Origin of the sequence: [Acidovorax] ebreus TPSY (assembly GCF_000022305.1) — a bacterium.
Taxonomy (GTDB): Bacteria; Pseudomonadota; Gammaproteobacteria; order Burkholderiales; family Burkholderiaceae_C; genus Diaphorobacter; species Diaphorobacter nitroreducens.
On the sequence record NC_011992.1, the window covers coordinates 2,172,548 to 2,198,004 of the forward strand.

The window sequence follows — 25,457 nt, forward strand, 5'->3', positions numbered from 1 at the left end:
CAATGAAGAAAAAGCTCTTGTCCGGCCTCGTGGCCGCAGCCGTGCTGGGCACGATGGCATTGCCCGTTGCCGCGCAAAACCTCGCCATCGTCAATGGCAAGGCGGTTCCCAAGGAACGTGCCGAAGTCCTGAAGCAGCAGGTGGAGCGCTCGGGCCGCCCGGTCACGCCCGAACTGGAAAACCAGATCAAGGAAGAAGTGATCGCCCGCGAGATCTTCATGCAGGAAGCGCAAAAGCGCGGCCTGGAAGGCTCTGCCGATTACAAGGCCCAGATGGAGTTGGCACGCCAGACCATTCTGATCCGTGAACTGTTCGTGGATTTCCAGAAGAACAATGCCGTGACCGATGCCGAGATCCAGGCCGAGTACGACAAGTTCGTGGCCGCCAACGCTGGCAAAGAATATAAGGCCAGCCACATCCTGGTCGAAAAGGAAGACGAGGCCAAGGCCATCATTGCTTCCATCAAGAAGGGTGGCAAGTTCGAGGACATTGCGAAGAAGCAATCCAAGGACCCCGGATCCGGCGCCCGCGGTGGCGACCTAGACTGGGCCAGCCCGAGCAGCTACGTGGCTGAGTTCACGGAAGCGCTGGTGAAGCTGGAGAAAGGCAAGATGACCCAGACCCCCGTGAAGAGCCAGTTCGGCTGGCACGTCATCCGCCTAGACGATGTGCGCGAAGCCCAGCTGCCGAAGCTGGAAGAGGTCAAGCCCCAGATCGCCCAGCAACTGCAGCAGCAGAAACTGGCGAAGTTCCAGGAAGACCTGCGCGCCAAGGCCAAGGTGGAGTAACCACTACAGGCGCCTCGCGCACGGCAACGCGGCCTTCGGGCCGCGTTTTTTTTTATGCCCGCCCCGCCAGCCAGCCTGCCAGCAACAGTCCTCCGATCAGGACGGGCTGGTGCAGCATGTAATAGCTGAGGCTATAGCGTCCCAAACCAGCCAGGGGCGCTACCACACGCGGCAACGGGCTGGACAGCCAGCCGTCCGAGCGCACAACGAGCCACTGCCCCGCCGCCATCCCCCACCACATGACGCCCAGCCACGGAAAGAGCGGCACATAGTCCTCGGTAAAGGGCTTTCGCGAAATCCAGCCCAACCAGTTAAGGCCCCGTCCATTGAATAGCGGCGCCCATTCTGAAAGAGGCCCCTGCAGCGCCCAGCCTGCGACCCAAGGCGACACCAGTGCCAGCAGCCCGGCCAACCACAGCCACCTGCCCCATCCCACCGTCAGCCGCGTGATGACGAGCATCACTGCCATGCCATGCAGCACACCAAAGTAAATGAAGCTGCGCGGGAACATCAGAAAAGAGCCAACCGTTACCAGCAATGCACAGGCCGTGATCTGGCTCCAGCGCCGGGCGAAACGCGCCCAACCAACCTGACGTTGCCAAGCCACCGCTTGTCCCAGCCCCGCACATCCCAGGAACAGACTGACGATGAGGGTTCGCTGCACAGTCCACAAGGGATCTACCAGGAAGTCCTGGGGCCAGTAGCCAAAATGGCTGAGGTCGAAGCAGAAATGGAAGGCCGTCATCCATACCATGGCGAACCCGCGCAATGCGTCCAGTCGGTCATAGCGTGTCTCAGCAGTTTTTTGAGCAATCGTCAGCAAAACGCGTCCCACAAGTCCGGGAAAAAAGCTGGCGCTTCAAGCCAGCCTTCAATGATCACCCTCCCCAGTACTCGCTCGATCAGAACAACCCAGCAACCAGAGGGAGGTGCTAAATTATGGGGTGCGTATCACGGCGACGCCGCCGCATTAAGGTTTCTTTGCTGACGTTGGCTCGTTCACCAAATTCATAGCAGGCTCCCCGGCGCTGGACTGCTCTGCCTCCTGGAATCGGCCGGCCCGGTTTGCATAGGTGGACTCATCGCCACCCGCTCCAAAGCGTCGCGCCTGGCCGCCATCCGCCGCATTTTCACCATCCACGATAGGCTCGTCCGTGGAGTCCTCCCGCATGCCGTAGTTGTTGAAATGTCCACGGTCGCGTGCGCGTTGTTTCTGGTCTGCCGCCAGCCTTTCGGGAAGAGGCGCCGTACCAAATACTGCTTCTTCAGACATGCTTCTGCTCCTGCGATGAAAAATTCATCCTAGGAAGACAGGAACGGCACTGATGTAAGACGGTGCCGGGGGAGCCCAGCGGGAATTGTCTGTCACCGTTGGCCAGCGAACATGACAGCCCGCAAAATCAAAGACAAAAAGGGTTAGGTCAATAGACCTAACCCCTTGATTCAATTGGTCGGAGCGGCGGGATTCGAACTCGCGACCCTCTGCTCCCAAAGCAGATGCGCTACCAGGCTGCGCTACGCTCCGACAGCTGGCATTCTAACCTGCCAGATCCTGTTCACCGCCAAAAATCGGCGGTATTTGTCACACTCAGCGATTGCCAGATGACGAGCCGGTGCCCGGCCCAGGGCCGCGCCCTGCAAGGTGGCGGAAAGTGATACGGCCCTTGGTCAGGTCGTAGGGCGACATCTCCAGCGACACCTTGTCGCCGGCCAGGATGCGGATATGGTGCTTGCGCATCTTGCCGCCGGTATAGGCGATGAGTTGGTGGCCGTTGTCCAGCGTCACGCGAAAGCGCGAATCCGGCAGGACTTCGGTCACGCTACCCTGCATTTCAATCAGTTCTTCTTTGGCCATGTGTGTGGTCAGTCTCTTGATAACAATTATCTATGGCGGCGCCTGGAAAAAGCCGATGCGTCCACTAACCCAAGGGCCGCATCGGCCCTTGAGGGGCTCGAAGCAAGGTGCAATGCAGGCAGGTGAGTTGCTGCACCAAAGGCGCAGGAGGCCGTAAGGCCGGGGAAACGGCTTCAATGGACAGGCGAAGCGCTGTGCATAAGCGGCGGAATTGTACTGCGATGTCGAAGCCGGGCCTATGGCCGGGCAACCGCGGCAGCCAAGGTCTTCACAAGGTCCGTCTGCGTGATGATGCCAACCAGTTCCTGCGCATCGTTCACCACCGGAATGTGGTGGTGCCCCGCCTCGGAGAACAGAGGCACCAGATCCATCACATGCTGTTCAGACAGCACCTGCTGCACGGGAGACGACATCAGGCCTTGTACTTGCTCGGGACGTTTGGGCCGCCCCATGATGAGCGAGCGTAGACGCTGGCCCATGCCTTCATGCATGTCCAGATTGGCCAGGCGCATGAAGTCTGCCACCGTGACGATGCCGACCACCCTGCGCGCCCCGTCCACTACCGGCAACGCCTTGACGGCGTGCTTGCGCATGAGCGCCCAGGCATCCTTGAGGGGAGTCTCGGCAACCACCGCATGCACCGGTGATGACATGATCTCGCCGCATCGCAGCTCGCCAAGCGTGCGCTGGAAGGCGGCTTTGCCAGCCAAGTGCAAAAGCCCCTCCAGGTCGGCGCGACTGACATCCAGCACTTGGTTGTAGTGCGATAAGGCGGCATCCAAGTCGGCCGAGATGAAAGCGCCAGATTCCTTATGCGCGGCCCCCCGCGCTCTTTGTGCATGCGGATAGCTGCGCCCGGTCAAGTGATTGAAGGCCATCCCCATCAACACCAGCGCCAGCATATTGAGCAGCACCGGAAATACCGCAAAAGCCGCGCCGTCCTGCGGATTGAGCACAGCGAACAAGGCCATCGCCCCGCCGGGGGGGTGCAGGCAGCGCAATGCCAGCATGACCGCCACGGCAAGTCCCACGGCTGCGCCGCAGGCGAGAGCGACGTGGGGAACCAGCGTGGCGCAGGCAACGCCTACCATGTACGACAGCACGCTGCCCGCCAGCACTGGCCACGGCTGGGCGAGGGGGCTGGACGGCATCGCAATGATGAGCACCGCACTGGAGCCCAGCGAGGCCACCATCCACGGGACCCGCAGGCCAGCCCCGAACCAATGCGCAAACAGCGCCACCACGGCCACGCAAAGCGTGATACCCGACACCATGCGCAAGCGTTCGCGCTGATTGACGCCAGCGGGTGCCGGCCAGAAAAGGCGCAGCCAGCCAGCGACGCGCCGTAAGACTGACGGCGGCGGCTCTACCGCAGCGTCTGTGCGAGGGAATGGGGGTGCAGACATGAATGGGAGAAGGCGCCAAGCCGCGCAGAGAATCGGCGCGGCGGCCGTTGCTCGAGGAAGCCGCGCATTATCCGGGCAAGCCCTGAACTTGCAGGGCATGTGGTTTTTTGCACTATCACAGGCAGTCCACAACCGCACGGGACGTACGGCTGGGGCGCAATCCACCCTCCCCTTAGAATCATCCGACTCCATCACCAGGATTACCGCCACGTGTCTGATCGTATCGCCGTACTGCCTCAGTACTTGTTACCCAAACAAGCCCTGACCTCCTTTGCCGGACGTATGGCGTCTGCGCGTGCGGGCCAATTGACCACCGCGGTGATCCGCCGGTTTGTGGCGCGCTACGGCGTGGACATGAGCGAGGCGGCCAATCCGGACATTGCGAGCTACGCAACCTTCAACGACTTCTTCACACGTGCGTTGCGCCCTGGACTGCGCCCGCTTGCCGATGCTGCGGTGGTATGCCCTGTGGATGGAGCGGTCAGCCAGATCGGTCCTATCGAGCAGGACCAGATCTTCCAAGCCAAGGGCCACCTCTACTCCACCGCGGCTCTGCTTGGCGGCGACGCCGAAATGGCCGCGCAGTTCCAGGATGGCAGCTTCGCCACCATCTATCTCAGTCCACGCGACTACCACCGCATTCACATGCCGTGCGATGGACGACTGGTGCGTATGGACCATGTGCCTGGGGCATTGTTTTCAGTGAACCCGACCACCGCACGCGGTGTGCCCGGACTGTTTGCGCGCAACGAACGTGTGGTCTGCCTGTTCGAAACGCCCCTGGGCCCCATGGCGCTCGTGCTGGTAGGCGCCACCATTGTCGGCAGCATGGCCACGGTATGGCACGGCCAGGTCAATCCACCGCGTACCGGCCAACCGCGCCGCTGGGATTATGGGGACCGAGAAGTCGTGCTTCGTCAGGGTGATGAAATGGGGCGTTTTCTGCTGGGCTCCACGGTCGTGCTGCTGTTTCCCCGCGGCGCAGTTCAGTTCATGCCGGGATGGGAAGCAGCGCGGCCCGTGCGGCTGGGTGAAGCTATGGCGCACCGCTGCGGCATCTAGTTCACCTATTGGTGCGTTGATACCCGCTGTTCAGTGCCTCTCTGGCACCCGAGCAGTGGTAAACAAGGTGGGCTCGAGTTCCAGATCCAGGGGGTCCACGGGTTCAGCGCGCCCCACCAGGTACACAGCCAGATCCTGGCGTCGCAGTGCTACATGGCTGACAGTTTCCCAACTTCCGGCTCGCCTCACCCGGGTGCCCGGCTTGAAGACCGGCATGCGGAATTGTCTGGACCATCCCCACGGCGCCTCGGCCGGATCTTGCGCTACGAGAGAGGGACTGGAAACCTGCATGCGCGCATCTTAGCGCGTCAGCGCAATGACCGTTGCTGCGCGAACCGGAGTGCTGCCTCCACCATACGTTGCAGCGTGGGCTGAATGCGCCCGGCGCGCTCCGGCAGGTAGTTGAACGGCGGTGCCTCCTGCATATAGCTGCACTGTGTCATCTCCAGTTGGACCGCGTGGATGTTGCGCGCAGGCTCGCCGTAACGGCGCGTGATGTAGCCCCCCTTGAACCGTCCGTTGAGCACGGCCGTGTGGTCGGGCGCCGTTTCGGCAATGGCAAACAGCTCCTGCGCCAGCGCTGCATCGCAGCTCGTGCCTCCGGCGGTACCCAGGTTCAGGTCTGGCAATGTGCCGTCGAAGAAGCGCGGAAGGACCGACCGAATCGAGTGCGCATCCCACAACACCGCCACGCCATGGGTGGCGCGCATACGGTTCAACTCTTCCCGCAACTGGGCATGGTAGGGCTCCCACAATGCCTCGCGCCGCGCGGCGACCTCGACTGCGTCCGGCACGGGCCTGCCGCTATACAACGGCGTGCTGTCAAAGGCGTCCACAGGGCACAGCGCAGTGACGCTCTGGCCTGGGTAGAGGCTGGAGCCATCAGGAGGGCGATTGAGGTCAATCACATAGCGCGAGTGCGTGGCGACCAGTACTGAAGCTCCCATCGACTTCGCAAAACCGTAGAGCCGTTCCAGATGCCAATCGGTGTCCGGAACGCTCCGCGCCTCGGGGTTGAGGCGCCTTGCGATGGCGTCTGGCACATGGGTGCCTACATGGGGCATGGAAACCAGCAGTGGCGCGGTGCCTCTGTGGAAGGTGAAAGGGGGACAATCGGAAGGCACGACATTCATGGCAATGGACAAGCGGGCGAACCAACAGCTGGCGTTAGTGCGCAACCTGGGCCGCAGTATGGCGCATCATCTTGAGGCTCAAGGGATCCCGTCCCCCCTGCTGCACCGGCAACGACACACGCGCGTGTAGCCAAAGGCCAATGAGTCAGACCACTGTCCTCATGTATTGCCGAAGGGCGTTAAGGACCCGCCCGTATAATTTGTCCACCATGCCGAGATGGTTGATTGCGGTTTTCACCCTCCACTTCCTGCTGAGCGTGGGTGTCTCCGCATTTGGCAAGGTGCCACCCGTGGAACACCTGCGGCCAGCGGTCGCCTCCGTGCAGCTGGCACCAGCAGGCGAGGCCGCAATGGCAATAGCCGCTGACCCTTCCGTGGCAAACGACGCCTTATCCGAAGGCGAGCATGGCCTGATGGACGCGCAGCAGGATCTCCCGGACGATCAGAACATACGCGCCTTTCGCGGCAAGCCCCTCCATGGCTTGTTCAGTTGCCCCGCGCAATGGGAGAGAGCCGCCCTCTCCCCTGTGCTGAAAAAGCAGCCTAAACCTCCCAGGTCCCTGACTACGCGCGCCTAAAAGGTTGCGCCCGCCTGGACGCGTTCTGCGAACACGAGAGACAGGTGCGCCGCGCAACTCCGGCGTGCAACCCCCTTCCTCTTTTCCTTCCTGACCATCGGACCGATGGCTTCAGGCCCTTTTCCTACCCTCAGGAACAGCACCATGCGTTTGACCACCCGAGGCAAACTCGCCGTCACTGCGGTCACCGATCTGGCCTTGCGCTCCCACGGCCGGCCCATCGCGCTTCCCTCCATCAGCGCCCGCCAAGGCATCTCCCTTTCGTATCTCGAAGACATCTTCAGCGCACTGCGCCGCGCCGGCCTGGTCCACAGCATTCGCGGGCCCGGCGGGGGGTACACACTGACACGGCCGCCACAGGAACTCTCTGTGGCCGATATCGTCATCGCCTCCGAAAAATACATGGGCGGCGCCGATGACAAGGGCACGGACACCGGCATCGCATCGGCACCAGGCGAGATGACGGCCGAGCTGTGGGCCAACTTCCACTCGCGTGTCATGGAATACCTGCAGTCCATTACGGTGGCGGACCTGCTGACCCAACGGGAAGCCAGCGCCTGCCATGCCGACCATTCTGCAGCCGTGGTAGTGGCCCCGCCCGCCAGCACCACAGGCCGACGGGCAGCGAAAACCCAGCTACCGTCAGGGGATGTGCCGAACTCCGTATTTGCCTTGGGGCTTGCCGTTCCGCGCACCCGGACGAGTTGATGCGCCGGCATCCGTAGCGTCCTTCTCCGGAACGACACGGATGCCCGCCCTGGGCGACGACACCGCCGACTATTTGCCGAGCAGGACCTTCAATGCGCTCTGCAGGCGGCGCGCGCCTGCCTCGTCGCTGGCGCCTTCCAGCACGCGCGCCACATCCTGCGTCCAGGTTTGCGCCGGCGACGGATCGTTGCGACGCGTGAGCAACTGCAGCTGCAGAGCACGCCGTGCGGCCAGTTGGTCTGCGGGCGTCGGGACCTCCGCTGCGATCTCCAGCCGCAGCAATGCTTCCGGGGCACCCCCGGCCGCAGGTGCCGCAATCGCCTGAGACCAGGCGGTGCGCGCCGTGGGGGGCACCTTGCCGCCCAGTTCCTGGACGCTGGGCAATTGCGCAGCGTCACGGCTCTTCCAGGCCGACAACAGTTGCGTGAGCGCTTCGCCATGGGCCTGTGCCGCCAGCTTGCGCAGCGCGCCCTGCGCATGCTCCATGGCGTCGCGTTGCGCGCGGAAAGCCGCATCACCCAGACGCGGACCTCGCGCAGCAGCAGCACCATCGCGCTCCCGCCCCCGCCCCTGCATACCGCTGTCCCGTGGGCCGCGGCCGTCACGCCGGTCGCCACCACGGCCGGTGACCGTGGGCTGCGCGGGCACCGCCTTGCGCGCCCCCGGCCGGTCATCGCCGCGCACGGCCACCACCGGGCGCGCCGCAGGCACGGGTTTGGAAGTCGGCGCGTCGTTTTGATCTGCTACCGAATCAGTAGCTGCTTGCGCTTGACCATCAAGGGTTTGATCGGCTTTTTTATCTAAATTCTCGCCCCCCCCCGATTCGCCGGCTGGCTCCTTCAGCGCGCGCTCCAGCGCGGCCATGGCACTGCGGATCTTCTGCGCATCGCCCGACGCATTGGCGGCCTCCAGCGCCTTGGATGCCTCCAGCACGGCCCGGTCGCGCGCGCTCAACTCGGAGGCACTGCGCTCACGTTCGGCCGACTTGCGGTTGAACGCCTCGTCGATGGGCTTGCGGAACGCGTCCCAGAGCTTCTGCTCATGCTTGCGATCCAGCGGCACCGCCTGCGCCTCGGCCTGCCAACGCTGCTGCAAGGCCTTGATGGCATCGATGCGCAGACCTGGGGCCGCACCCAGGGCGCCTGCCTCCTCGATCATGGCGTGGCGGCGCTCCAGGCTGGCCTTCTGCGCAGCCTCCAGCGGAGCGCTGGCAGCCGCCAGTGCCTGCTTCCACAGGGGCTGCAGTTCAGCGAACATCTTTTCGCTCACATGGCCACCGGTGCGCCAACGCTCGGCAAACTGGTGCAATGCACGACTGAAGGACTTCCAGTCCTGCGCAGCGGCAGCGGCTTGTGATTGGGCCCAGGCATTCACCTCTTCGATCAGCGCCAACCGCTGCGCACGGTGTTCGGCACCTTCGGCACGCACCTTCTCCAGCCAGCCCTCGACCACCTTGTGCGCGGCATTGCACGCATCGTCGAATTTCTTCCACAGGGCGTGGTTGGCCGGCGCCCCCTGGTCGGCCTGCTTCCACTGCTCGCGCAGCTGGCGCAGCGTTTCCTGCATCTTGCGCCCGCCGAGGGACTGTCCTTCCGGCCTGCGCAGCAGGGCCTCGGCCCGGGCCACGAGATCCTCGCGCACCTGGTCGGCGCTCCAGCGCTGCCAGCCCTCCAACTCGCCCGCAGCCACGAGGGCGGCGTGCACTTTCTGCTCCAGTTCGGCATCGATCAACTTGCCGTGCACCTTAAGCACGGCGCGCAGCGCAGTCGCGGCGCCAGCGCTGGCCTTGCCATGGCCCTGTGCGGTTTCCTGCTCCAGCTTGGCCAGCGCCTCCTGAACGGCCTGCAGGGCCTTCTCGCGCATTTCAGGAGTCGCCTGCGGCTTGGATGGGCGGGGGGCAGGCGTCTTGGCGGCGGCTCCCGCTTCTAGGGGTAGCCCGCGCGCCTGGCGCAGTTCGTCGGACCACACGGGCACGGGCGGCAGGGGAGCCGAGGGGTCTTCTGCCGCAAGGACAGCCTGCGCTAATGCCGACTGAAACGCTTCCCACACCACCAGCAGCTGGGTGCGCGAAGCATCGAGCAACGCGGGAAAGCGCGCCTCTACGCTGGGCCAGGCACTGTCGTCGGCAAGTGCCTGGGCCTGCTCCTGCCAGCGGCCGACATCGGCGTTCAGCAGTTCCAGCGCAGACTGCGCATCCTTCCACGGTTTGGTGGAGAGCACTTCGATGCGCTGCGCGAGCAGAACGGCGGCTTCGCGCTGCACCTGAACACGATGCTGCAGATCTTCGATGGTTTTTACGCGCTCGTTCAGGCGTTGTTTGAGCACCGACAGAGGTTCGCGGGACAGCGGTGCGCCGGCCTTGGCCGCATCGCGCTGCCAGGCGAGCGCGTCGGCAATGTTGAGCTTGGCGGCTGCGAGCAGCGCTTCGGCCTTGGCTGCCCATTCGGCGGCGATCGCCTCCTGGCCCTCCGCGCGCCGAATCTCGTCCAGTCGCTCACGCACTGCGCGCGCGGCGCCTTTGTCCCGCGCACTCAATTCCTTGAATACTTCCTGGAGCTTTTCCACGCCAGGCTGGGTGGACAACCATTCACGGATGCGTGCCGAGCGTTCACCCGACGTGGCCGCAGAGAAAGCGCCGCCCGTCAACGCATCAAGGGGATGCGGCTCGCTGGTTTTGGCAGGGACCGGGGTCGCGTCAGATGCGTCGGACATTTTGCTACGTGAAGAAAAAGGGAACATGGATTTATCAAGGTGCAAGCGAGCCACCTTGCGCCAACAGCGCAAGCAGTAGGTGGGCATCGCTCACGGACAAGCGGCTATTTTCGCCCGGTTTTACACCGCCTTCCCGCTGCGCCAGATCAGGAATCTGAGGGATAGACGGGATGGCGCGGGAACCGCACTCGCATTCGAACGGTACTGTACCGGTAGCCACACCCTGTGAGGTTACAAAATCCCGCGCACCCCTCACTGGGCATTCAAAGAAAGCTCTGCCTTCGGCTGCCATCGCGCATCGCCCTCCCCGCCCGGCTGCAGCTTGCTTGCGCCTACGAACAAACGTTCAAGCGGGACTTGCTGTTGCGCCAGGTAGTCCCGCACGGCCACCCCTCGCGCCAGGGCTAGATCCGCCATGGCGTTGTCCGGAATTGTCAGGTTGTGCATCAGCAGGGCCTCCATCTCTGCAACGGGTACGTCCTTCGCCAAGCCGACGAAGTTGCGCGGTTTGCGGATGTCGGACCGGCGATACAACTCCTTCAGCAGCGCGGGGTATTCCTCGTCAGTGAGCGGTGCGATGCTGTCCGCAGGTTCACCCGCACGGATGGCTGCCCTGCGCTTTTGCGCCTCGGCCATGTCTCGCAAGCGCTGGCGTTTCCATGCCAGCTGCTCGGCGTTGGGCTGTGCCCAACCCACGACCGTGACCTTCAGTGCGGGGCGGTTGTTCAGTTCGTTGGCGATTTTGTCCAGTTGCTGTCGGGCCTTCTCATCCAGTTCTGGACTGCCCAGCGCGAAGAGAACCGCACCCTGCTCGCCCGCGTCGCTGAAAGCGCCAGCCAACAGGGAAAAGGGGGCGGTGATCGCTTTCATGATGAGGTTGCCGATGACCTTCAGGATGACCGCTCCCAGACGGAATTCGGGGTCGTTGAGGGAGCCGCTGATGGGCAGATCCACGTCGATGATCCCATTGCGGTCCGCCAGCAGGGCCGTCGCCAGCCGCACGGGCAGACTGGCGGACGCGCCCTCCACGGGTTCCCCAAACGCCAGTTGGTTCAATACCAGCTTGTTGGTAGCGATGAGCTGCCCATCGGGCAAGATCTTGTACGCCACGTCCATGCTGAGCTTGCCCTTCTCGATCCCATGACCCGCGTACTTGATGCTGTAAGGCGACAACGGGGGCAGCTCAAGGTCACGCATGCGCCCCTGAATATCCAGCGCCAGGGGCTTGACCAGCGGGTTGATGCGGCCGGTGACTTCCAGTGACGCCGTCCCCTGGGCGCGACCGCGCAATTCCAGGTCGGCCATCTGCGGCGCTGCCCCCGCCTCCGGCGACACCGAGGAAAATGCGCTCAACCGGCCCGTGAGTGCACTCAGGTCGGCAGAGTAGTTGGGTTTGATGAAGTAATCCGTGAAGCGCACCGACCCATTGGTCAGCGCCACGGGACCAAAGCGGATCTGCGGACCCGAAGGGGCCGCTGCCGGAGCGGCGGCTGCAGCGTTCGATGCCGCAACCGCGTCTTCCGCTGCCGAAGCCTTGCGAATATCCTGCAAATTGATGCGGCCGTCTTCCTGCACGATGATCCGTGCGAAGAAATCGCTGAGTGCCGTTTCCTTCACATCCAGAGACACAGGCTGGTCTGGCTGCAAATTCATCGCCACCCCGCGCAACGCCAGGGATCTCCAGCGCAGCAGATCCTCGCCCCGCGCACCTACGCTCCGCTCGCCGGCCTTCGTCTCCTCGGGCATGTCCAAGCCAGCCTTGGCGCGCACGCGCACCTCGTCCAGCGACACATCCCCCTTGACCGAAACAGTGGCGCCGGCATTCCCTTGGACATAGCGCACGTCTCCGTCGAAGCCACCATCGGCGCGGAGGACGTCGACATTAAGCTGCTGCCCTACATAGGGCTCCAGCGCGTGCAACGGCAGGTGTTGGGCGCGTACCTTGCCCTGCGCCGTCAGAACGGGCGCCATCGCCACCGAGCCCTCGTAGCGCAACCGGCCTGGTTCGGTCCTCCCTGCACCCACCCGGCCTTCCAGGCGCAATGACGTGGGAGTGACCCGCCCGTCCGCATAAGCAAAATCCCGCGCGTGCAGTTGCAGGTCGAACACATTCAGCGCTACGGCGCTCTGCGCTACCGCGTCGCGCAAAGCCACTGCTGCGCCATCGATCTTCAGGGAAGCCAGCCCCATGGACCAGGGAAGACCCGCAGCCTTTGGAGCGTCCGCGTTGGGCCCCGTCACCCCCGGGGGCGACACGCCCCACTGTTCAAACATCCATTCCCCCGTGCGAGTGCGCGACAGCAGCAGGCGCGGCCTCTGCAACGAAATCTGCTCTACCAATACGGCGCGCTGGGGCCAGCGTATCCAGGCATTGCCCGCTTCCAGCCGGCTCCACGCGGCCAGTGAATCCGCAGGCGCGTCCTTGATTCCTGCGCTCTGCAGTGGAACGCATTGTTCCTTGGAGGCGCAACGCAGCGCCAACTTATCCACGGACAACGCAGCCACCTTCGCCAGCACGACATCGCCATGCCGTGCTATTCCCAGGTCCGCATCCACGGAACCTTCCACGCGGGGTTGCAGCACGCCCGCCAGATAGGGCGCAGCGATGGACAGCGGCAGGCCCTTGATGGAAAGGGCGGCCTGCGCCTGCGAGGCGCTCACCTGGCCCAGTACAGCCAATCGCGCGGATTCGCTGCTGCCGGCGGCCGCAGACTGCCTGAGGGAAGCACTCGCACGCAGTTGCATGGGCTGTTCCAGCGGCAAGGCAATGGACGACGCTTCTACCTGCAAGTCTTCCACCTCCCACGCGGCGGTCCCCCGCGGCAGGCTGGCATCGGTCCATTGGATGAAGCCATCCCGCAAACCCACCCTGGCGATATGGACACGCCAGGGCTCCGCAGACTCCTTTGTCTGTGGCGCTGGGTGCTCGTCGCTGTCGGCCCGTGGCAATCCCGCAAGCTTTACTTCACCCGCCTCGTTTCGGCGTACATGTGCACGCGCGCCGCGCCATTCCAGCAGATCAATGTTGATCCTGCGCCGCAGGGGCTCCGTCTCCTTGAATACGGCACGCATTTCCTCGAATTGCAGCAAAGGCTGCTCCTGCGCATCGGTGGCATGTACCCCGCTCAGTTGCACATCCCCGGAAATCAGCAGTCGAGGGGTCTCCCGTTGCTCGAACCCTAGTTGAACATCCGCGTCCAATCGCCCCGCCTTGAGCCGCACCGGCACGCTGGGCGGCAGGTAGCGACCGAAGGGGGCCAGGTCGAAATTCTCAATATGCAGGCGAACCTCGGCTTGCCTGGCGTCCATGAAGGGAGTGGCCATCGCTGAGGTATCAAAGGTGCTGCCGTTGAGCTCAAACGCCAGGCGCGGCGTCACCTTGACCTCGCGGTCCGCAGAAAAACTGCTCAGGAAAGGAACGTCCAGTTCCACGCGGCGCAACGTGTGCACCACCTCCACCGTACGGTCATCGAATTCGACGACACCACCCTTCAATGCGATATTGAAGAGCGCGAAATGTGCCGGCTCCGTGGCTGATTTCTCGCCCTGCGGCTTCGCCGCCATGAGCGCGAGCAAGTCGTCCACGTCATAAACCCCTGGGGCCAATTGCGTGACACGAACTACCGGGTCGTCTACCTGCAGCGCATCGATCACTGGAGCGCCCCGCCAAAGGGATTGCAATTCAGCGTCTATATAGATGCGGCCCACCCGTACCTGCTCTGAACTGCCATCCTTTGACGCCAGGGCTACGCCGTGCAAAGTGGCCTCCAAAGTCCAGGGCAAAAACTCCACCCGTTCGACCGTCAGCTTGCGCCCCAGCGCTTCACTCGCATGCCTTTCAATCTGCGACTGCGCCAGCGGAGGGACCACCAGCCAACCGAGCAGCCACGCGCCGCCCCAGCACAGCACCAACCATGCAAATCGACGAATCCAGGGGTTGTTCTTGATGACTTGCAGCACGCGGCACCTATTCTGTTGAGCTACCAACGCAATGGGACCGTCCCCGCGCTGACGCAGGCAGGTAAAAAAACGCAAAAAAAGAAAGCCCGGTGTCGAACTTCTTCGCACACCGGGCTTGACGGCTGACACAACGGTCTTTCGCCATCTTTTTGCGCTTGGGAGAGGATCGTCTCAAGCGCAGGAGGCAAGGGATTGCCTCCAGGGGTTGCCTTGGAGGAGATCTCATGTGACGCGGCACTGCCTGCCATTCATCGCGCTGATCGCCCCGTTTGGCGGATGCCTGAGTCGTTCAGGCGCCTCAAAGATAGCAAATCCGAGCGCGCCTTCCAACAGCTTTTAGCAATGAAAAATTTCATGCAATTGACTGTTTCATTAAGCAGTCGAATTGCTAGCGCACAGACCCTTCTTAAAAGGACATGCGTGAAAAATCTGTGCTTTCCCACAGATTGAACAGAACTTTTTGTTCTAAACAATTCAAATGTTAGTGTTGACCTTGAATTTGGAGACCTCCTAGAATCCGCCAGCCCTCAACCAAGGCCTAGTAAAAACCCTAGCCGCTACAGATTTCGGCTACGACAGTCAACAGATTCCCCTGGGCCTAACGCGCCTAAACGGACTGAACGGCATACCCACCCAGACCCCTCCGTCTGGCAGGACCGGACTCCTGAGCAACCACGACAGTGCTCTTCGCTCAGGAGCCGACTTAGAAAGGAAAGCTATGACAGCGTCAGGAAATGTGATTGCCGGCGTCCGCACGTTTGTGGGCGATGTGATCAACGGTTTTCTGGAAGTGACACACAGCGGCTTCGCCCTGCTCGGGCTGGGCGTCGTCTTTGGCGTGATCACACTTACGGCACGCCCGGACCTGCGCCAGGCAGGGGAAGAAGAACTCATGGGCTGGCTGCAGGCCCGCCAGGAAGCCGTAGTGGGCTTCCCTATGGAGCCCGCCGCAAGCGAGCGGGCAGTAGCGCTCAACCCCAAGGAGTTGCCGCGGGAACAGGCTGCCGTGGCCTACTGGCTCAGCAAGAAGTACCGCGTGGCGCCCGAACCGCTGGCGGCACTGGTCACCGAGGCGTATGAAATCGGCGCGCGGACCAAGCTGGATCCCACCTTGATCCTGGCCGTCATGGCCGTGGAATCGAGCTTCAACCCGTTTGCACAAAGCCCGGTAGGTGCGCAAGGCTTGATGCAGGTGATGACGCGCGTGCATACCGACAAGTACGAAGGCTTTGGTGGGCACCTGGCGGCATTCGATCCCGTGGCCAACCTGCGCGTGGGCGTGAAGGTGCTGCAGGAGTGCATCGCGCGCGCCGGCTCACTGGAAGGCGGACTGCGTTACTACGTCGGCGCAGCCAACCTGCCCGACGACGGGGGCTACGCCGCCAAGGTACTGGCGGAGCATTTCCGGCTGCGCCAGGTCGCCAATGGTCGCACGGGCGTTTCTCCCGCCGGCCCAGTGAATCCACCTCTCCTGTCCACCAAGGCTCCTGCCACACCGGAAGCCGCACCTGCAACCCCTGCCACTGGCGAGAAGGTGGCCCTGCTGAGCGGCCTCTGAAGAGCCTACTCTGGCATTGATGAAGGGCGTGCTCAGCTACACTAGCAGGGCACGCAACTGGCGATAGGCGCGGAGGTCTTCCGGGACACCGCCGCTGACGTGGACACCGGCAGGAAACAGCGTTTTTCTGCAAACCACTGGGGAGCGTGCCGCGCGGCAGGCACAAGCCCCGCAGCGATCCGTCGTTCGCCTGGGCAGCCCTTGATTGCCAAGGGACACTTAGTTCATCGGACTGCCATGTACCAACGCAATATTCTTGTCGAACAAACCGATCCCGAGGTGTGGGCCGCCATCCAGGCCGAAGACCGCCGCCAGGAAGAGCACATCGAGCTGATCGCCAGCGAGAACTACGCCTCGCCCGCCGTGATGGCCGCTCAGGGCTCGCAGCTCACCAACAAGTACGCCGAAGGCTACCCTGGCAAGCGCTACTACGGCGGCTGCGAGAACGTGGACGTGATCGAGCAGTTGGCCATCGACCGCATCAAGCAACTCTTCGGCGCTGAAGCGGCCAATGTGCAGCCCAACTCGGGTTCGCAGGCCAACCAGGCTGTGCTGATGGCCTTCCTGAAGCCCGGCGACACCATTCTGGGCATGAGCCTGGCCGAGGGCGGCCACCTCACGCACGGCATGCCGCTGAACATGAGCGGCAAGTGGTTCAACGTAGTCTCCTACGGACTGAACGACAAGGAAGAGATCGACTACGACGCGCTGGAAGCCAAGGCCCGCGAGCACAAGCCCAAGCTGATCATCGCCGGCGCCTCCGCCTACGCCCTGCGCATCGACTTCGAGCGCTTCGCGAAGATCGCCAAGGAAGTCGGCGCCATCTTCTGGGTGGACATTGCCCACTATGCCGGCCTGGTCGTCGCGGGCGAGTACCCCAACCCGGTGCCGTTTGCGGACGTGGTGACCTCCACCACGCACAAGAGCCTGCGCGGCCCGCGCGGCGGCATCATTCTGATGAAGGCGGAGCACGAGAAGGCCATCAACAGCGCCATCTTCCCCGGCCTGCAGGGCGGCCCGCTGGAGCACGTCATCGCCGCCAAGGCCGTGGCCTTCAAGGAAGCCCTGTCGCCCGAGTTCAAGCAGTATCAGCAGCAGGTGACCAAGAACGCCAAGGTGTTTGCGGAAACGCTGATCCAGCGCGGACTGCGCATCGTGAGCGGTCGCACCGAAAGCCACGTGATGCTGGTGGACCTTCGCGCCAAGGGCATCACCGGCAAGGAGGCCGAGGCAGCCCTGGGCAAGGCCCATATCACGATCAACAAGAACGCGATCCCCAACGATCCCGAAAAGCCGATGGTCACCAGCGGCATTCGCGTGGGCACGCCCGCCATCACGACACGGGGTTTCAAGGAAGAGGAAACGCGCCTCACGGCCAACCTGGTGGCCGACGTGCTGGACAACCCGCATGACGAGGCGAACCTGGAAGCCGTGCGCGCCAAGGTGCACGCGCTGACCAGCCGCTTCCCGGTCTATCGCTGATCGACCGCTGCGATGAAGTGCCCCTTTTGCAGCCATCAGGAGACGCAGGTCGTCGAAACCCGCGTCTCCGAGGACGGGGACTTCATCCGCCGCAGGCGCCAGTGCGGCGCCTGCGACAAGCGCTTCACGACCTACGAACGACCGGAAGTCAACTTCCCCACGGTCGTCAAGAAGGACGGCCGCCGCGTCGAATACGACCGCGAGAAACTGCTGGGATCGTTCAAGCTGGCGCTGCGCAAGCGACCGGTGAGCACAGTGCAGATCGACTCGGCCATCGAGCGCATCGAGGAAAAGCTGCTCAACCTGGGGCAGCGCGAGATCCTGTCCAGCCGCATCGGCGAGTTGGTCATGCGCGAGTTGAAGAAGCTCGACAAAGTAGCGTATGTGCGCTACGCCAGCGTGTACCGCAGCTTCGAGGACATCGACGAGTTCCGCGCGCTGGTGGACGAAGTCCGCAAGTAAGCCGCCACGCTTCAGTCGCTCTTCTATTGATAGCTGGCAGCGCCCACTGGGCGGGCGCTGCAGCCGTTTTTGACCATCACCCCAGGCGGACTGCCGGAATCGGAGCCACGGCCTGCACCACGTCGCCGCATTGCGCACGGTGGCGCAGCGCATGGTCCATGATGACCAATGCGAGCAACGCCTCGGCGATCGGCGCGGCGCGGATGCCCACGCAGGGGTCGTGGCGCCCCTTCGTGATCACCTCGGTACTCTGGCCGTGGATGTCGATGGACTCGCGCGGGCTGATGATGGAACTGGTGGGCTTGATGGCCAGCGAAACCTCGATGTCCTGCCCCGTGCTGATGCCGCCCAGCACGCCACCCGCGTTGTTGCTGGCGAAGCCCGTGGGCGTGAGCGAATCGCCATGCGTGGTACCGCGCTGGGCCACGCTGGCAAAGCCGGCCCCAATCTCCACACCCTTCACCGCGTTCAGGCCCATCATCACATGGGCGATGTCGGCGTCCAGCTTGTCGTACAGCGGCTCGCCCAGCCCCACGGGCACGCTGGTGGCCTGCACACGAATGCGCGCGCCGCAGGAGTCGCCGGACTTGCGCAGCGCGTCCATGTAGTCCTCGTAGGCCTGCACGTCGGCCACCGGTGCGAAGAAGGGGTTGTGCGGCACATGCTCCCAATTCTCGAACGGGATGGGCAGTTCGCCCAGCTGGGTCATGCAGGCACGAAAGCGGGTGCCGTATTTCTCGGCCAGCCATTTCTTGGCCACCGCGCCGGCAGCCACGGTGGGTGCCGTGAGGCGCGCAGACGAGCGTCCGCCTCCGCGCGGGTCGCGCAGGCCGTACTTGTGCCAGTAGGCATAGTCGGCATGACCCGGGCGGAAGCTCTGCGCGATGTTGCCGTAGTCCTTGCTGCGCTGGTCGGTGTTGCGGATCAGCAGCGCGATGGGCGTGCCGGTGGTCTTGCCCTCATACACGCCCGAGAGGATTTCCACCGCATCCGGCTCGTTGCGCTGCGTCACATGGCGGCTGGTGCCGGGGCGGCGGCGGTCCAGGTCGGCCTGAATGTCGGCCTCGGACAGTTCCATGCCGGGCGGGCAGCCGTCGATCACGCAGCCGATGGCGGGGCCATGGGATTCACCAAAGTTGGTGACGCAAAAAAGGGTACCGAGTGTGTTGCCGCTCATAGGAGTGCGATTATCCCCGAGCCACTGTTACTACCAAAAAAATAGCTGCCAGCGCTTGATTGACAAGCGCTGGCAGCTATTTTGATCACCAAATCAGTTGGCCGGCCGCGATTCTTCCTGCGGCCAGTCGCGGATGTAGGCCTTGAGCAGCTTGTTCTCGAAATTCTGGCTGTCCACCACGGCCTTGGCCACGTCGTAGAAGCTGACCACGCCCATCAGCATGCGCTTGTCCATCACGGGCATGTAGCGCGCGTGGCGGCCCAGCATCATGCGGCGCACCTCGTCCATGTCGGTCTCCAGCGTGCAGGTCAGCGGCGCGTCGTCCATGGCGGTACGCACCAGCATGGTGCCCACGCCGCCACCATTTTTCGTCAGCGCCTGGATCACCTCGCGGAAGGTGAGCATGCCCACCAGGTCGCCATGTTCCATCACGACCAGCGAGCCGATGTCCTTATCGGCCATGGCATCCACGGCGCGGGCCAGCGGCTCGTCGGGATGCACGGTGTAGAGGGTGTTGCCTTTGAGGCGCAGGATGTCGCTGACTTTCATGGGGAGTCTCCGAAGGGTTCTGCAGGCGCTGCATGCAGCCCGATAGCGAATAAATATAGCCCACAATGGCGCACAAATTCACCACTTTGGAGACATGAATGCCCGGATATTCCGACCCCGGCTTCGACACGCTGGCCCTGCACGCCGGCGCGCAGCCGGACCCCGCCACAGGTGCGCGCGCCGTGCCGATCCACCTGAGCACCTCGTTCGTCTTCGAGTCGAGCGACCATGCGGCGGCCCTGTTCAACCTGGAGCGCCCGGGCCATGTGTACAGCCGCCTGAGCAACCCCACCAACGCGGTGCTGGAGCAGCGCGTGGCAGCGCTGGAGGGCGGCGTGGGGGCGATTGCCGTGGCCAGCGGGCAGGCCGCGCTGCACCTGGCGATTGCCACATTGATGGGCGCAGGCAGCCATATCGTGGCCAGCACGGCGCTGTACGGCGGCAGCCAGAACCTGCTGCACTACACGCTGCGCCGCTTCGGCATTGACACCACCTTCGTGAAGCCCGGCGACATCGACGGCTGGCGCGCCGCCATCCGCCCCAACACCAAGCTGTTCTTTGGCGAAACCGTAGGCAACCCCGGGCTGGAGGTGCTGGACATCCCCACGGTCGCGGACATTGCGCATGAAGCTGGCGTGCCCCTGCTGGTGGACTCCACCCTCACCTCGCCGTGGCTCATCAAGCCCTTCGAGCATGGCGCGGACCTGGTGTACCACTCGGCCACCAAGTTCCTCTCAGGCCATGGCACGGTGATCGGCGGCGTCGTGGTCGATGGCGGCAGCTTCGACTGGGAAGGCTCCGGCCGCTTCCCCGAGTTGACCCAGCCCTACGACGGCTTTCACAACATGGTGTTCACCGAGGAGAGCACCGTGGGCGCCTTCCTGCTGCGCGCGCGCCGCGAGGGCCTGCGCGACTTCGGCGCCTGCATGAGCCCGCACACCGCCTGGCTGATCCTGCAGGGCATTGAGACCCTGCCGCTGCGCATGGAACGCCACATGCGCAATACCGAGAAGGTGGTGCAGTTCCTGGCCAGCCACCCGTTCGTCGAGCGCGTGGGCCACCCGCTGCTCGAGTCCCACCACAGCCACCAGCTCGCGCAGCGCCTGCTGCCGCGCGGCGCGGGCTCGGTGTTCAGCTTCGACCTCAAGGGCAACCGCGAGCAGGGCAAGACGTTCATCGAGACGCTCAAGCTCTTCAGCCACCTGGCCAATGTGGGTGACTGCCGCAGCTTGGTGATCCACCCCGCCTCCACCACGCACTTCCGCATGAGCGACGAAGCGCTCGCCGCGGGCGGCATCAGCCAGGGCACGATCCGCCTGTCGATCGGACTGGAAGATGCCGACGACCTGATCGACGACCTCAAGCGGGCACTCAAGGCTGCGGAGAAGCAAGCGGGAAAGGCAGGTGCGTGATGTACGTGCAAGTCAACAGCGCACAGACCTACTGCTACACCGGCGGCAAGCCCTTCGATGCCGCCAAGCCCACCGTGGTGTTCATCCACGGCGTGCTCAACGACCACAGCGTCTGGGCGCTGCAAAGCCGCTACATGGCCAACCATGGCTGGAACGTGCTGGCCGTCGACCTGCCCGGCCACAGCAAAAGCGCGGGCGATGCCCCTGCGAGCGTGGAGCAGGCGGCCGACTTCGTGGGCGCCCTGCTCGACGCACTGTCCATCCAGCGCGCCGCGCTGGTGGGCCATAGCTGGGGCTCGTTGATCGCGCTGGAGGCCGCCGCACGCCTGGGCGGGCGCGTGAGCCATCTGGTGCTGGTGGGTACGGCCTATCCGATGAAGGTGTCGCCCGCGCTCATCGAGGCATCGCAGACCAACCCCGAGCAGGCGCTGCGCATGGTCAACGTGTTCTCGCGCAGCACCCTCGCGCCCCCCTCAGGCGCGGGCTTCTGGGTGTACGGCGCGGGCATGGCGCTGGGCCGCAAGGTGCTGCGCAGCAACCCGCAGGTCAATGTGTTTCACCGCGGCTTCGTCGCCTGCGACAGCTACTCCCATGGCGAGCAGGCCATCGCAGCGGTGCAGTGCCCCGTGCTGTTTGCCTTGGGCACGCAAGACCAGATGACCGCGCCCAAGGCCGCGCAGGGGTTGATCCAGGCCGCGCGATCCGCGGGCAAGGACGTGCAGATCGTCCATCTGCCGGTGGGCCACCACCAGATGACCGAAGCACCGGACGCAACGCTGTTCGCCATCCGCGACTTCCTGGCAAGACGCATCTCCGCCTGAGATCGTTGCACGGCAGGGCCGGCGGTGCAGGGCATCCCCTGCAGCGCTCCACTGCCCGATGGATGACGGGCGCCGCCGCCTCGGCAGAGGGGATATGACTTCCCCTGCCACATGCGAAACACTGGCCCCTGCTTACCTGCGGCGACCATTTACTGGCCGCGTGATGCATATCAAAAACAGCATCAAACGACCAACCGGCAAGCGCAGTAAGCTATTGTTTACATAGCAAACGAAGGCCAATAGCGGCCACTTTCCCCGGCCTGGCACTGGGACATTGGCACGGTCCGCGCCTGCGGACCTAGACTGGGTTCACTCGACCAGTCGCGTCGCCCGGCGCCCGCCCTGCATGCACCTGCCTCCATCCACCGATGCCCGCGACACCCCGTGGCATGCGCTGTCCGCTGGCGAAGCGCTGCAACGGCTGCAAACCGACGACCGCCACGGCCTGGCGCATGCCGAGGTGGCGCGGCGCCTGGCACGCTTCGGCCCCAACCGCCTGCCCGCGCCGCCGCGCCGACCGGCCTGGCTGCGCCTGCTGCAGCAATTCCACAACGTGCTGATCTACGTGATGCTCGCTGCCGCGACGGTCACCGCGGCACTGGCGCACTGGATCGACACCGGGGTGCTATTGGGGGCCGTGATCGTCAACGCCATCATCGGTTTCTTGCAGGAGGGCAAGGCCGAGTCGGCGCTGGACGCGATACGCCACATGCTCTCGCACCAGGCCACGGTGCTGCGCGGGGGAGAGCGCCAACTGGTGGCCGCCGACCAGCTCGTGCCGGGCGACATCGTCATCCTCGCGTCCGGCGACAAGGTGCCCGCGGACTTGCGCATCCTCACGGCCCGCAGCCTGCGCGCCGACGAGGCCGTGCTGACGGGCGAGTCCGTGCCCTGCGACAAGGACGAAGCCGCCGTGGCAGCCGACGCCGCTTTGGGCGACCGCCGCAGCATGCTTTACTCCGGCACGCTGGTGGCCGCGGGCACCGCTTTGGGCACCGTGGTGGCCACGGGCACGAACAGTGAACTGGGGCGCATCAGCACGCTATTGGCCCAGGTGCAGGCGAGCACCACGCCGCTGCTGCGGCAGATCGCGCAGTTCAGCCGCTGGCTGGCGCTGGCCATCGGGCTGTTCGTGCTCGCCACGTTCGCCATCGGGGTGCTCTGGCGCGCTCAGGCACCCGCGGACATGTTCATGATGGCCGTGGCGCTGGCGGCCTCGGCCATCCCCGAGGGGCTGCCCGCCATCATGACCATCACCCTGGCCATGGGCGTGCGGCGCATGGCGCAGCACAACGCCATCATCCGCCACCTGCCGGCGGTGGAAACGCTGGGGGCTGTCACGGTGATTTGCTCCGACAAGACCGGCACCCTCACTTGCAACGAGATGACCGTGCAGCGCGTGGTGACCGCCGACCATGTCATAGAGGTGACCGGCAGCGGCTATGCGCCGCAGGGGGGCTTCCTCATCGGTGGCGTGCCCATCACTGCGCAAGAACACCCTGCCCTGCAGTCCGTGGCCCAGGTGGCGCTGCTGTGCAACGACGCCACGCTGCACGACGGACCCCAGGGCTGGAGCCTGACGGGCGACCCGACGGAGGGCGCGCTCGTCACCCTGGCGCTCAAGGCGGGGCTGGACGCCACGGCGCTGCATGCGCGCCAGCCGCGCATCGACGCCATACCGTTCGAGTCCGAGCACCGCTTCATGGCCACACTGCACCACGACCACGCGGGGCATGCGGTGATCCTGGTGAAAGGAGCCCCCGAGCGTGTGCTGGACATGTGCAACGCACAGCGCCAGTGGCCCGCCGATGGCGCGGGCACCGATGCCCCGCTGCAGCACGACTACTGGCGCCGCGCGGCCAACGACTGCGCGGCGCGGGCGCTGCGCGTGCTGGCGATCGCCATCAAGCGCGTGCCGGCGCAGCAGCACGCGCTGCAGTTCGCCGACATGGAGGGCGGCTTCACGCTGCTCGGGCTGCTGGGCAGCATGGACCCGCCGCGCCCCGAGGCCGTGGCCGCGGTGGCCGAATGCCAGGCCGCGGGCGTACGCGTGAAGATGATCACCGGCGACCACGGCGAAACCGCACGTGCGATTGGCGCGCAGCTGGGCATCGGCCTGGGCCGCCCCGCACTCACGGGCGCCGAGATCGAACTGCTGGACGACGCCGCCTTGCGCGACGTGGTGGCCAGCGTGGACGTGTTCGCCCGTGCCAGTCCCGAACACAAGCTGCGCCTGGTGCAAGCCCTGCAGTCCCGCGGTGAAGTCGTGGCCATGACGGGCGACGGCGTGAACGACGCGCCCGCACTCAAGCGCGCCGACGTGGGAGTCGCGATGGGCAGGAACGGTACCGAGGCCGCCAAGGACGCGGCCGCCATGGTGCTGACCGACGACAACTTCGCCACGCTGGGCCATGCGGTGCGCGAGGGCCGGGGCATCTACGACAACGTGCGCAAATTCATCTTGTTCATGCTGCCCACCAATGGGGGCGAGGCGCTGATCGTGTTTGCCGCCATCGCATTCGGCCTGCTGCTGCCGCTCACCGCGGCGCAGGTGCTGTGGATCAATCTGGTCACGTCCAGCACGCTGGGCGTGGCGCTGGCATTCGAGCCTGCGGAGGACGACGTCATGCGCCGCCCTCCCCGGCCTCCGCAGGAAAAGCTGCTGTCCGGCCTGTTCGCATGGCGTGTGCTCATGGTGGCGGTTTGCATGGCGGCGGCTTCGCTCGGGCTGTTCCTGTGGGAGCTGTCCAACGGCGCTGCGATCGAAACCGCGCGCACCATGGCTGTCAGCGCGGTGGTGGTGATGGAGATGTTCTACCTGCTCAACAGCCGGCACATCGAGCGCAGCGTGCTGTCACGCGAGGGACTGCTGGGCAATCCCAAGGTGCCGCTGACCATCGCCCTCTGTGCGCTGTTGCAGCTGGGCTTCGTGCACCTGCCCTGGATGCAGGCCGTGTTCGGCTCCACGGACCTGTCTGTGCAGGAATGGTCGCGCGTCCTGCTGGCCGGGCTGGCCGTCTTCACGCTGGCCGAACTGGAAAAGGCGGCTTTGCGGCGCTGGCGCGCACGCCGCGCCCATCGCTGACACGGACCACGCCTACCCCAGCAGACGGCACAGCGCGGCCAGGTCGCGCACGGTGGCAGGAGGCGCCACCGGGTGCGGCCAGACTGCATCGCCCCGATTGAGCCAGGCCGCCTGCATGCCGGCGCCTAGCGCGCCATGCGCATCCAGCGTGGCGTCGTCGCCTATGTGCAGCACGGCCGCGGGCGGCAGGTCCAGCACCCGCGCCGCCTCGTGGAAGATGCGGGGGTCGGGCTTGGCAATACCGAACTCGCGGGCGCTGATGCTGGCGCGAAAGTACCGTCCGATGCCGATGGCCTGCAGGTCCGCATTGCCATTGGACAGCGCCACCACCGGGTGGCGCGCCGAGAGGAATTCCAGCGCCGCGATCGCGTCGTCGAACAGCTCCACGCGCTGGCGCTCGGCAAAGAACACGTCGAACCCCTGGTCCGTGAGCGACTCGTCCTCGCCCGCCTGGCGCAACGCCGCGCGGATGGTCTCGCGGCGCAGCACCGTCAGGTCGTGCGATAGGTGCGCATGGGCGGACGCCACCTGCGCACGGAGCATGCGGGACGTATCGGGCGACGCCAGCAGCGCCGAGGCGCCGGGCGCCACCGTGAGCAGCCACTCGATCAGCACCTTCTCAGCCCGCGCAATGGTGGGCCAGATAGGCCATAGGGTGTCATCCAGGTCAAGAGTGATGGCGCGGATGCGGGAAATATCGAGCATGGCC

The 25,457-nt window shown here is 64.7% G+C and carries 19 protein-coding genes, 1 tRNA gene and 1 riboswitch; of the genes, 9 read left to right on the plus strand and 11 right to left on the minus strand.

Going from position 1 to position 25,457, the window contains the following annotated elements; genetic code table 11:
• The first annotated feature begins 2 nt into the window (after positions 1 to 2).
• The gene (locus tag DTPSY_RS10200; RefSeq protein WP_015913520.1) at positions 3 to 788 is read left to right on the plus strand and encodes a foldase protein PrsA; all 786 of its coding nucleotides are present in this window, start codon (positions 3 to 5) and stop codon (positions 786 to 788) included.
• 52 nt (positions 789 to 840) lie between these two features.
• On the opposite strand, the gene DTPSY_RS10205 is transcribed toward DTPSY_RS10200, so the two are convergent.
• The 5 genes from DTPSY_RS10205 to DTPSY_RS10225 all read right to left on the minus strand — a co-directional run bounded on the left by DTPSY_RS10205 (position 841) and on the right by DTPSY_RS10225 (position 4,049).
• On the minus strand, positions 841 to 1,611 hold the full coding sequence (locus tag DTPSY_RS10205; protein ID WP_015913521.1) for a heparan-alpha-glucosaminide N-acetyltransferase: 771 nt from the start codon (positions 1,609 to 1,611) through the stop codon (positions 841 to 843).
• A 147-nt stretch (positions 1,612 to 1,758) separates the two neighbouring features.
• Complete coding sequence (locus DTPSY_RS10210) at positions 1,759 to 2,061, minus strand: hypothetical protein (protein ID WP_015913522.1); 303 nt, start codon at positions 2,059 to 2,061, stop codon at positions 1,759 to 1,761.
• Positions 2,062 to 2,236: 175 nt separating this feature from the next.
• Positions 2,237 to 2,313, minus strand: a tRNA-Pro gene (locus tag DTPSY_RS10215).
• A gap of 63 nt (positions 2,314 to 2,376) precedes the next feature.
• The gene (gene infA, locus DTPSY_RS10220) at positions 2,377 to 2,643 is read right to left on the minus strand and encodes a translation initiation factor IF-1 (RefSeq protein WP_011804941.1); all 267 of its coding nucleotides are present in this window, start codon (positions 2,641 to 2,643) and stop codon (positions 2,377 to 2,379) included.
• A gap of 236 nt (positions 2,644 to 2,879) precedes the next feature.
• Positions 2,880 to 4,049, minus strand: coding sequence for an HPP family protein (locus DTPSY_RS10225; protein ID WP_015913523.1), 1,170 nt, complete (start codon positions 4,047 to 4,049; stop codon positions 2,880 to 2,882).
• 210 nt (positions 4,050 to 4,259) lie between these two features.
• Here DTPSY_RS10225 and asd point away from each other — a divergent pair, with 210 nt between their 5' ends.
• Positions 4,260 to 5,111 (plus strand): archaetidylserine decarboxylase, encoded by an 852-nt coding sequence (gene asd, locus DTPSY_RS10230; RefSeq protein ID WP_015913524.1) that lies wholly within the window; start codon positions 4,260 to 4,262, stop codon positions 5,109 to 5,111.
• Positions 5,112 to 5,419: 308 nt separating this feature from the next.
• Here the strand turns inward: asd and hutG are convergent, their stop codons facing one another.
• The gene (gene hutG / locus DTPSY_RS10235; RefSeq protein ID WP_015913526.1) at positions 5,420 to 6,244 is read right to left on the minus strand and encodes an N-formylglutamate deformylase; all 825 of its coding nucleotides are present in this window, start codon (positions 6,242 to 6,244) and stop codon (positions 5,420 to 5,422) included.
• A 722-nt stretch (positions 6,245 to 6,966) separates the two neighbouring features.
• Here hutG and DTPSY_RS10240 point away from each other — a divergent pair.
• Complete coding sequence (locus DTPSY_RS10240; RefSeq protein ID WP_015913528.1) at positions 6,967 to 7,530, plus strand: Rrf2 family transcriptional regulator; 564 nt, start codon at positions 6,967 to 6,969, stop codon at positions 7,528 to 7,530.
• Positions 7,531 to 7,599: 69 nt separating this feature from the next.
• On the opposite strand, the gene DTPSY_RS10245 is transcribed toward DTPSY_RS10240, so the two are convergent.
• A complete protein-coding gene (locus tag DTPSY_RS10245) occupies positions 7,600 to 10,242 on the minus strand; it encodes a DUF349 domain-containing protein (RefSeq protein WP_041838855.1) in 2,643 nt (880 codons plus the stop codon).
• A gap of 252 nt (positions 10,243 to 10,494) precedes the next feature.
• Complete coding sequence (locus DTPSY_RS10250; protein ID WP_015913530.1) at positions 10,495 to 14,202, minus strand: DUF748 domain-containing protein; 3,708 nt, start codon at positions 14,200 to 14,202, stop codon at positions 10,495 to 10,497.
• Between the two features lie 718 nt (positions 14,203 to 14,920).
• On the opposite strand from DTPSY_RS10250, the gene DTPSY_RS10255 reads away from it, so the two are divergent.
• The 3 genes from DTPSY_RS10255 to nrdR all read left to right on the plus strand — a co-directional run bounded on the left by DTPSY_RS10255 (position 14,921) and on the right by nrdR (position 17,704).
• A complete protein-coding gene (locus tag DTPSY_RS10255) occupies positions 14,921 to 15,760 on the plus strand; it encodes a lytic transglycosylase domain-containing protein (protein WP_015913531.1) in 840 nt (279 codons plus the stop codon).
• A 43-nt stretch (positions 15,761 to 15,803) separates the two neighbouring features.
• A riboswitch (ZMP/ZTP riboswitch) is annotated at positions 15,804 to 15,963 on the plus strand.
• A gap of 34 nt (positions 15,964 to 15,997) precedes the next feature.
• Positions 15,998 to 17,242 (plus strand): serine hydroxymethyltransferase, encoded by a 1,245-nt coding sequence (gene glyA / locus DTPSY_RS10260; RefSeq protein WP_011804931.1) that lies wholly within the window; start codon positions 15,998 to 16,000, stop codon positions 17,240 to 17,242.
• 12 nt (positions 17,243 to 17,254) lie between these two features.
• The gene (gene nrdR, locus DTPSY_RS10265; RefSeq protein ID WP_011804930.1) at positions 17,255 to 17,704 is read left to right on the plus strand and encodes a transcriptional regulator NrdR; all 450 of its coding nucleotides are present in this window, start codon (positions 17,255 to 17,257) and stop codon (positions 17,702 to 17,704) included.
• Positions 17,705 to 17,780: 76 nt separating this feature from the next.
• Here nrdR and aroC read toward each other — a convergent pair whose 3' ends face one another.
• Complete coding sequence (gene aroC / locus DTPSY_RS10270) at positions 17,781 to 18,881, minus strand: chorismate synthase (RefSeq protein WP_015913532.1); 1,101 nt, start codon at positions 18,879 to 18,881, stop codon at positions 17,781 to 17,783.
• 93 nt (positions 18,882 to 18,974) lie between these two features.
• Positions 18,975 to 19,430 carry a CBS domain-containing protein gene (locus DTPSY_RS10275; RefSeq protein WP_011804928.1) on the minus strand — a complete coding sequence of 152 codons (456 nt, stop codon included), beginning with the start codon at positions 19,428 to 19,430 and terminating at the stop codon, positions 18,975 to 18,977.
• Positions 19,431 to 19,528: 98 nt separating this feature from the next.
• On the opposite strand from DTPSY_RS10275, the gene DTPSY_RS10280 reads away from it, so the two are divergent.
• From DTPSY_RS10280 to DTPSY_RS10290, 3 genes are all read left to right on the plus strand, one after another.
• Complete coding sequence (locus DTPSY_RS10280) at positions 19,529 to 20,842, plus strand: O-acetylhomoserine aminocarboxypropyltransferase (protein ID WP_015913533.1); 1,314 nt, start codon at positions 19,529 to 19,531, stop codon at positions 20,840 to 20,842.
• Positions 20,842 to 21,663 (plus strand): alpha/beta fold hydrolase, encoded by an 822-nt coding sequence (locus tag DTPSY_RS10285; protein WP_015913534.1) that lies wholly within the window; start codon positions 20,842 to 20,844, stop codon positions 21,661 to 21,663. Before DTPSY_RS10280 ends, DTPSY_RS10285 begins: the two co-directional genes overlap by 1 nt.
• A 346-nt stretch (positions 21,664 to 22,009) precedes the next feature.
• Entirely contained in the window at positions 22,010 to 24,748 is a 2,739-nt protein-coding gene (locus tag DTPSY_RS10290; RefSeq protein WP_015913535.1) for a cation-transporting P-type ATPase, read from the plus strand.
• A 12-nt stretch (positions 24,749 to 24,760) separates the two neighbouring features.
• On the opposite strand, the gene DTPSY_RS10295 is transcribed toward DTPSY_RS10290, so the two are convergent.
• The gene (locus tag DTPSY_RS10295; protein WP_015913536.1) at positions 24,761 to 25,453 is read right to left on the minus strand and encodes an HAD family hydrolase; all 693 of its coding nucleotides are present in this window, start codon (positions 25,451 to 25,453) and stop codon (positions 24,761 to 24,763) included.
• Between the last annotated feature and the right edge of the window lie 4 nt (positions 25,454 to 25,457).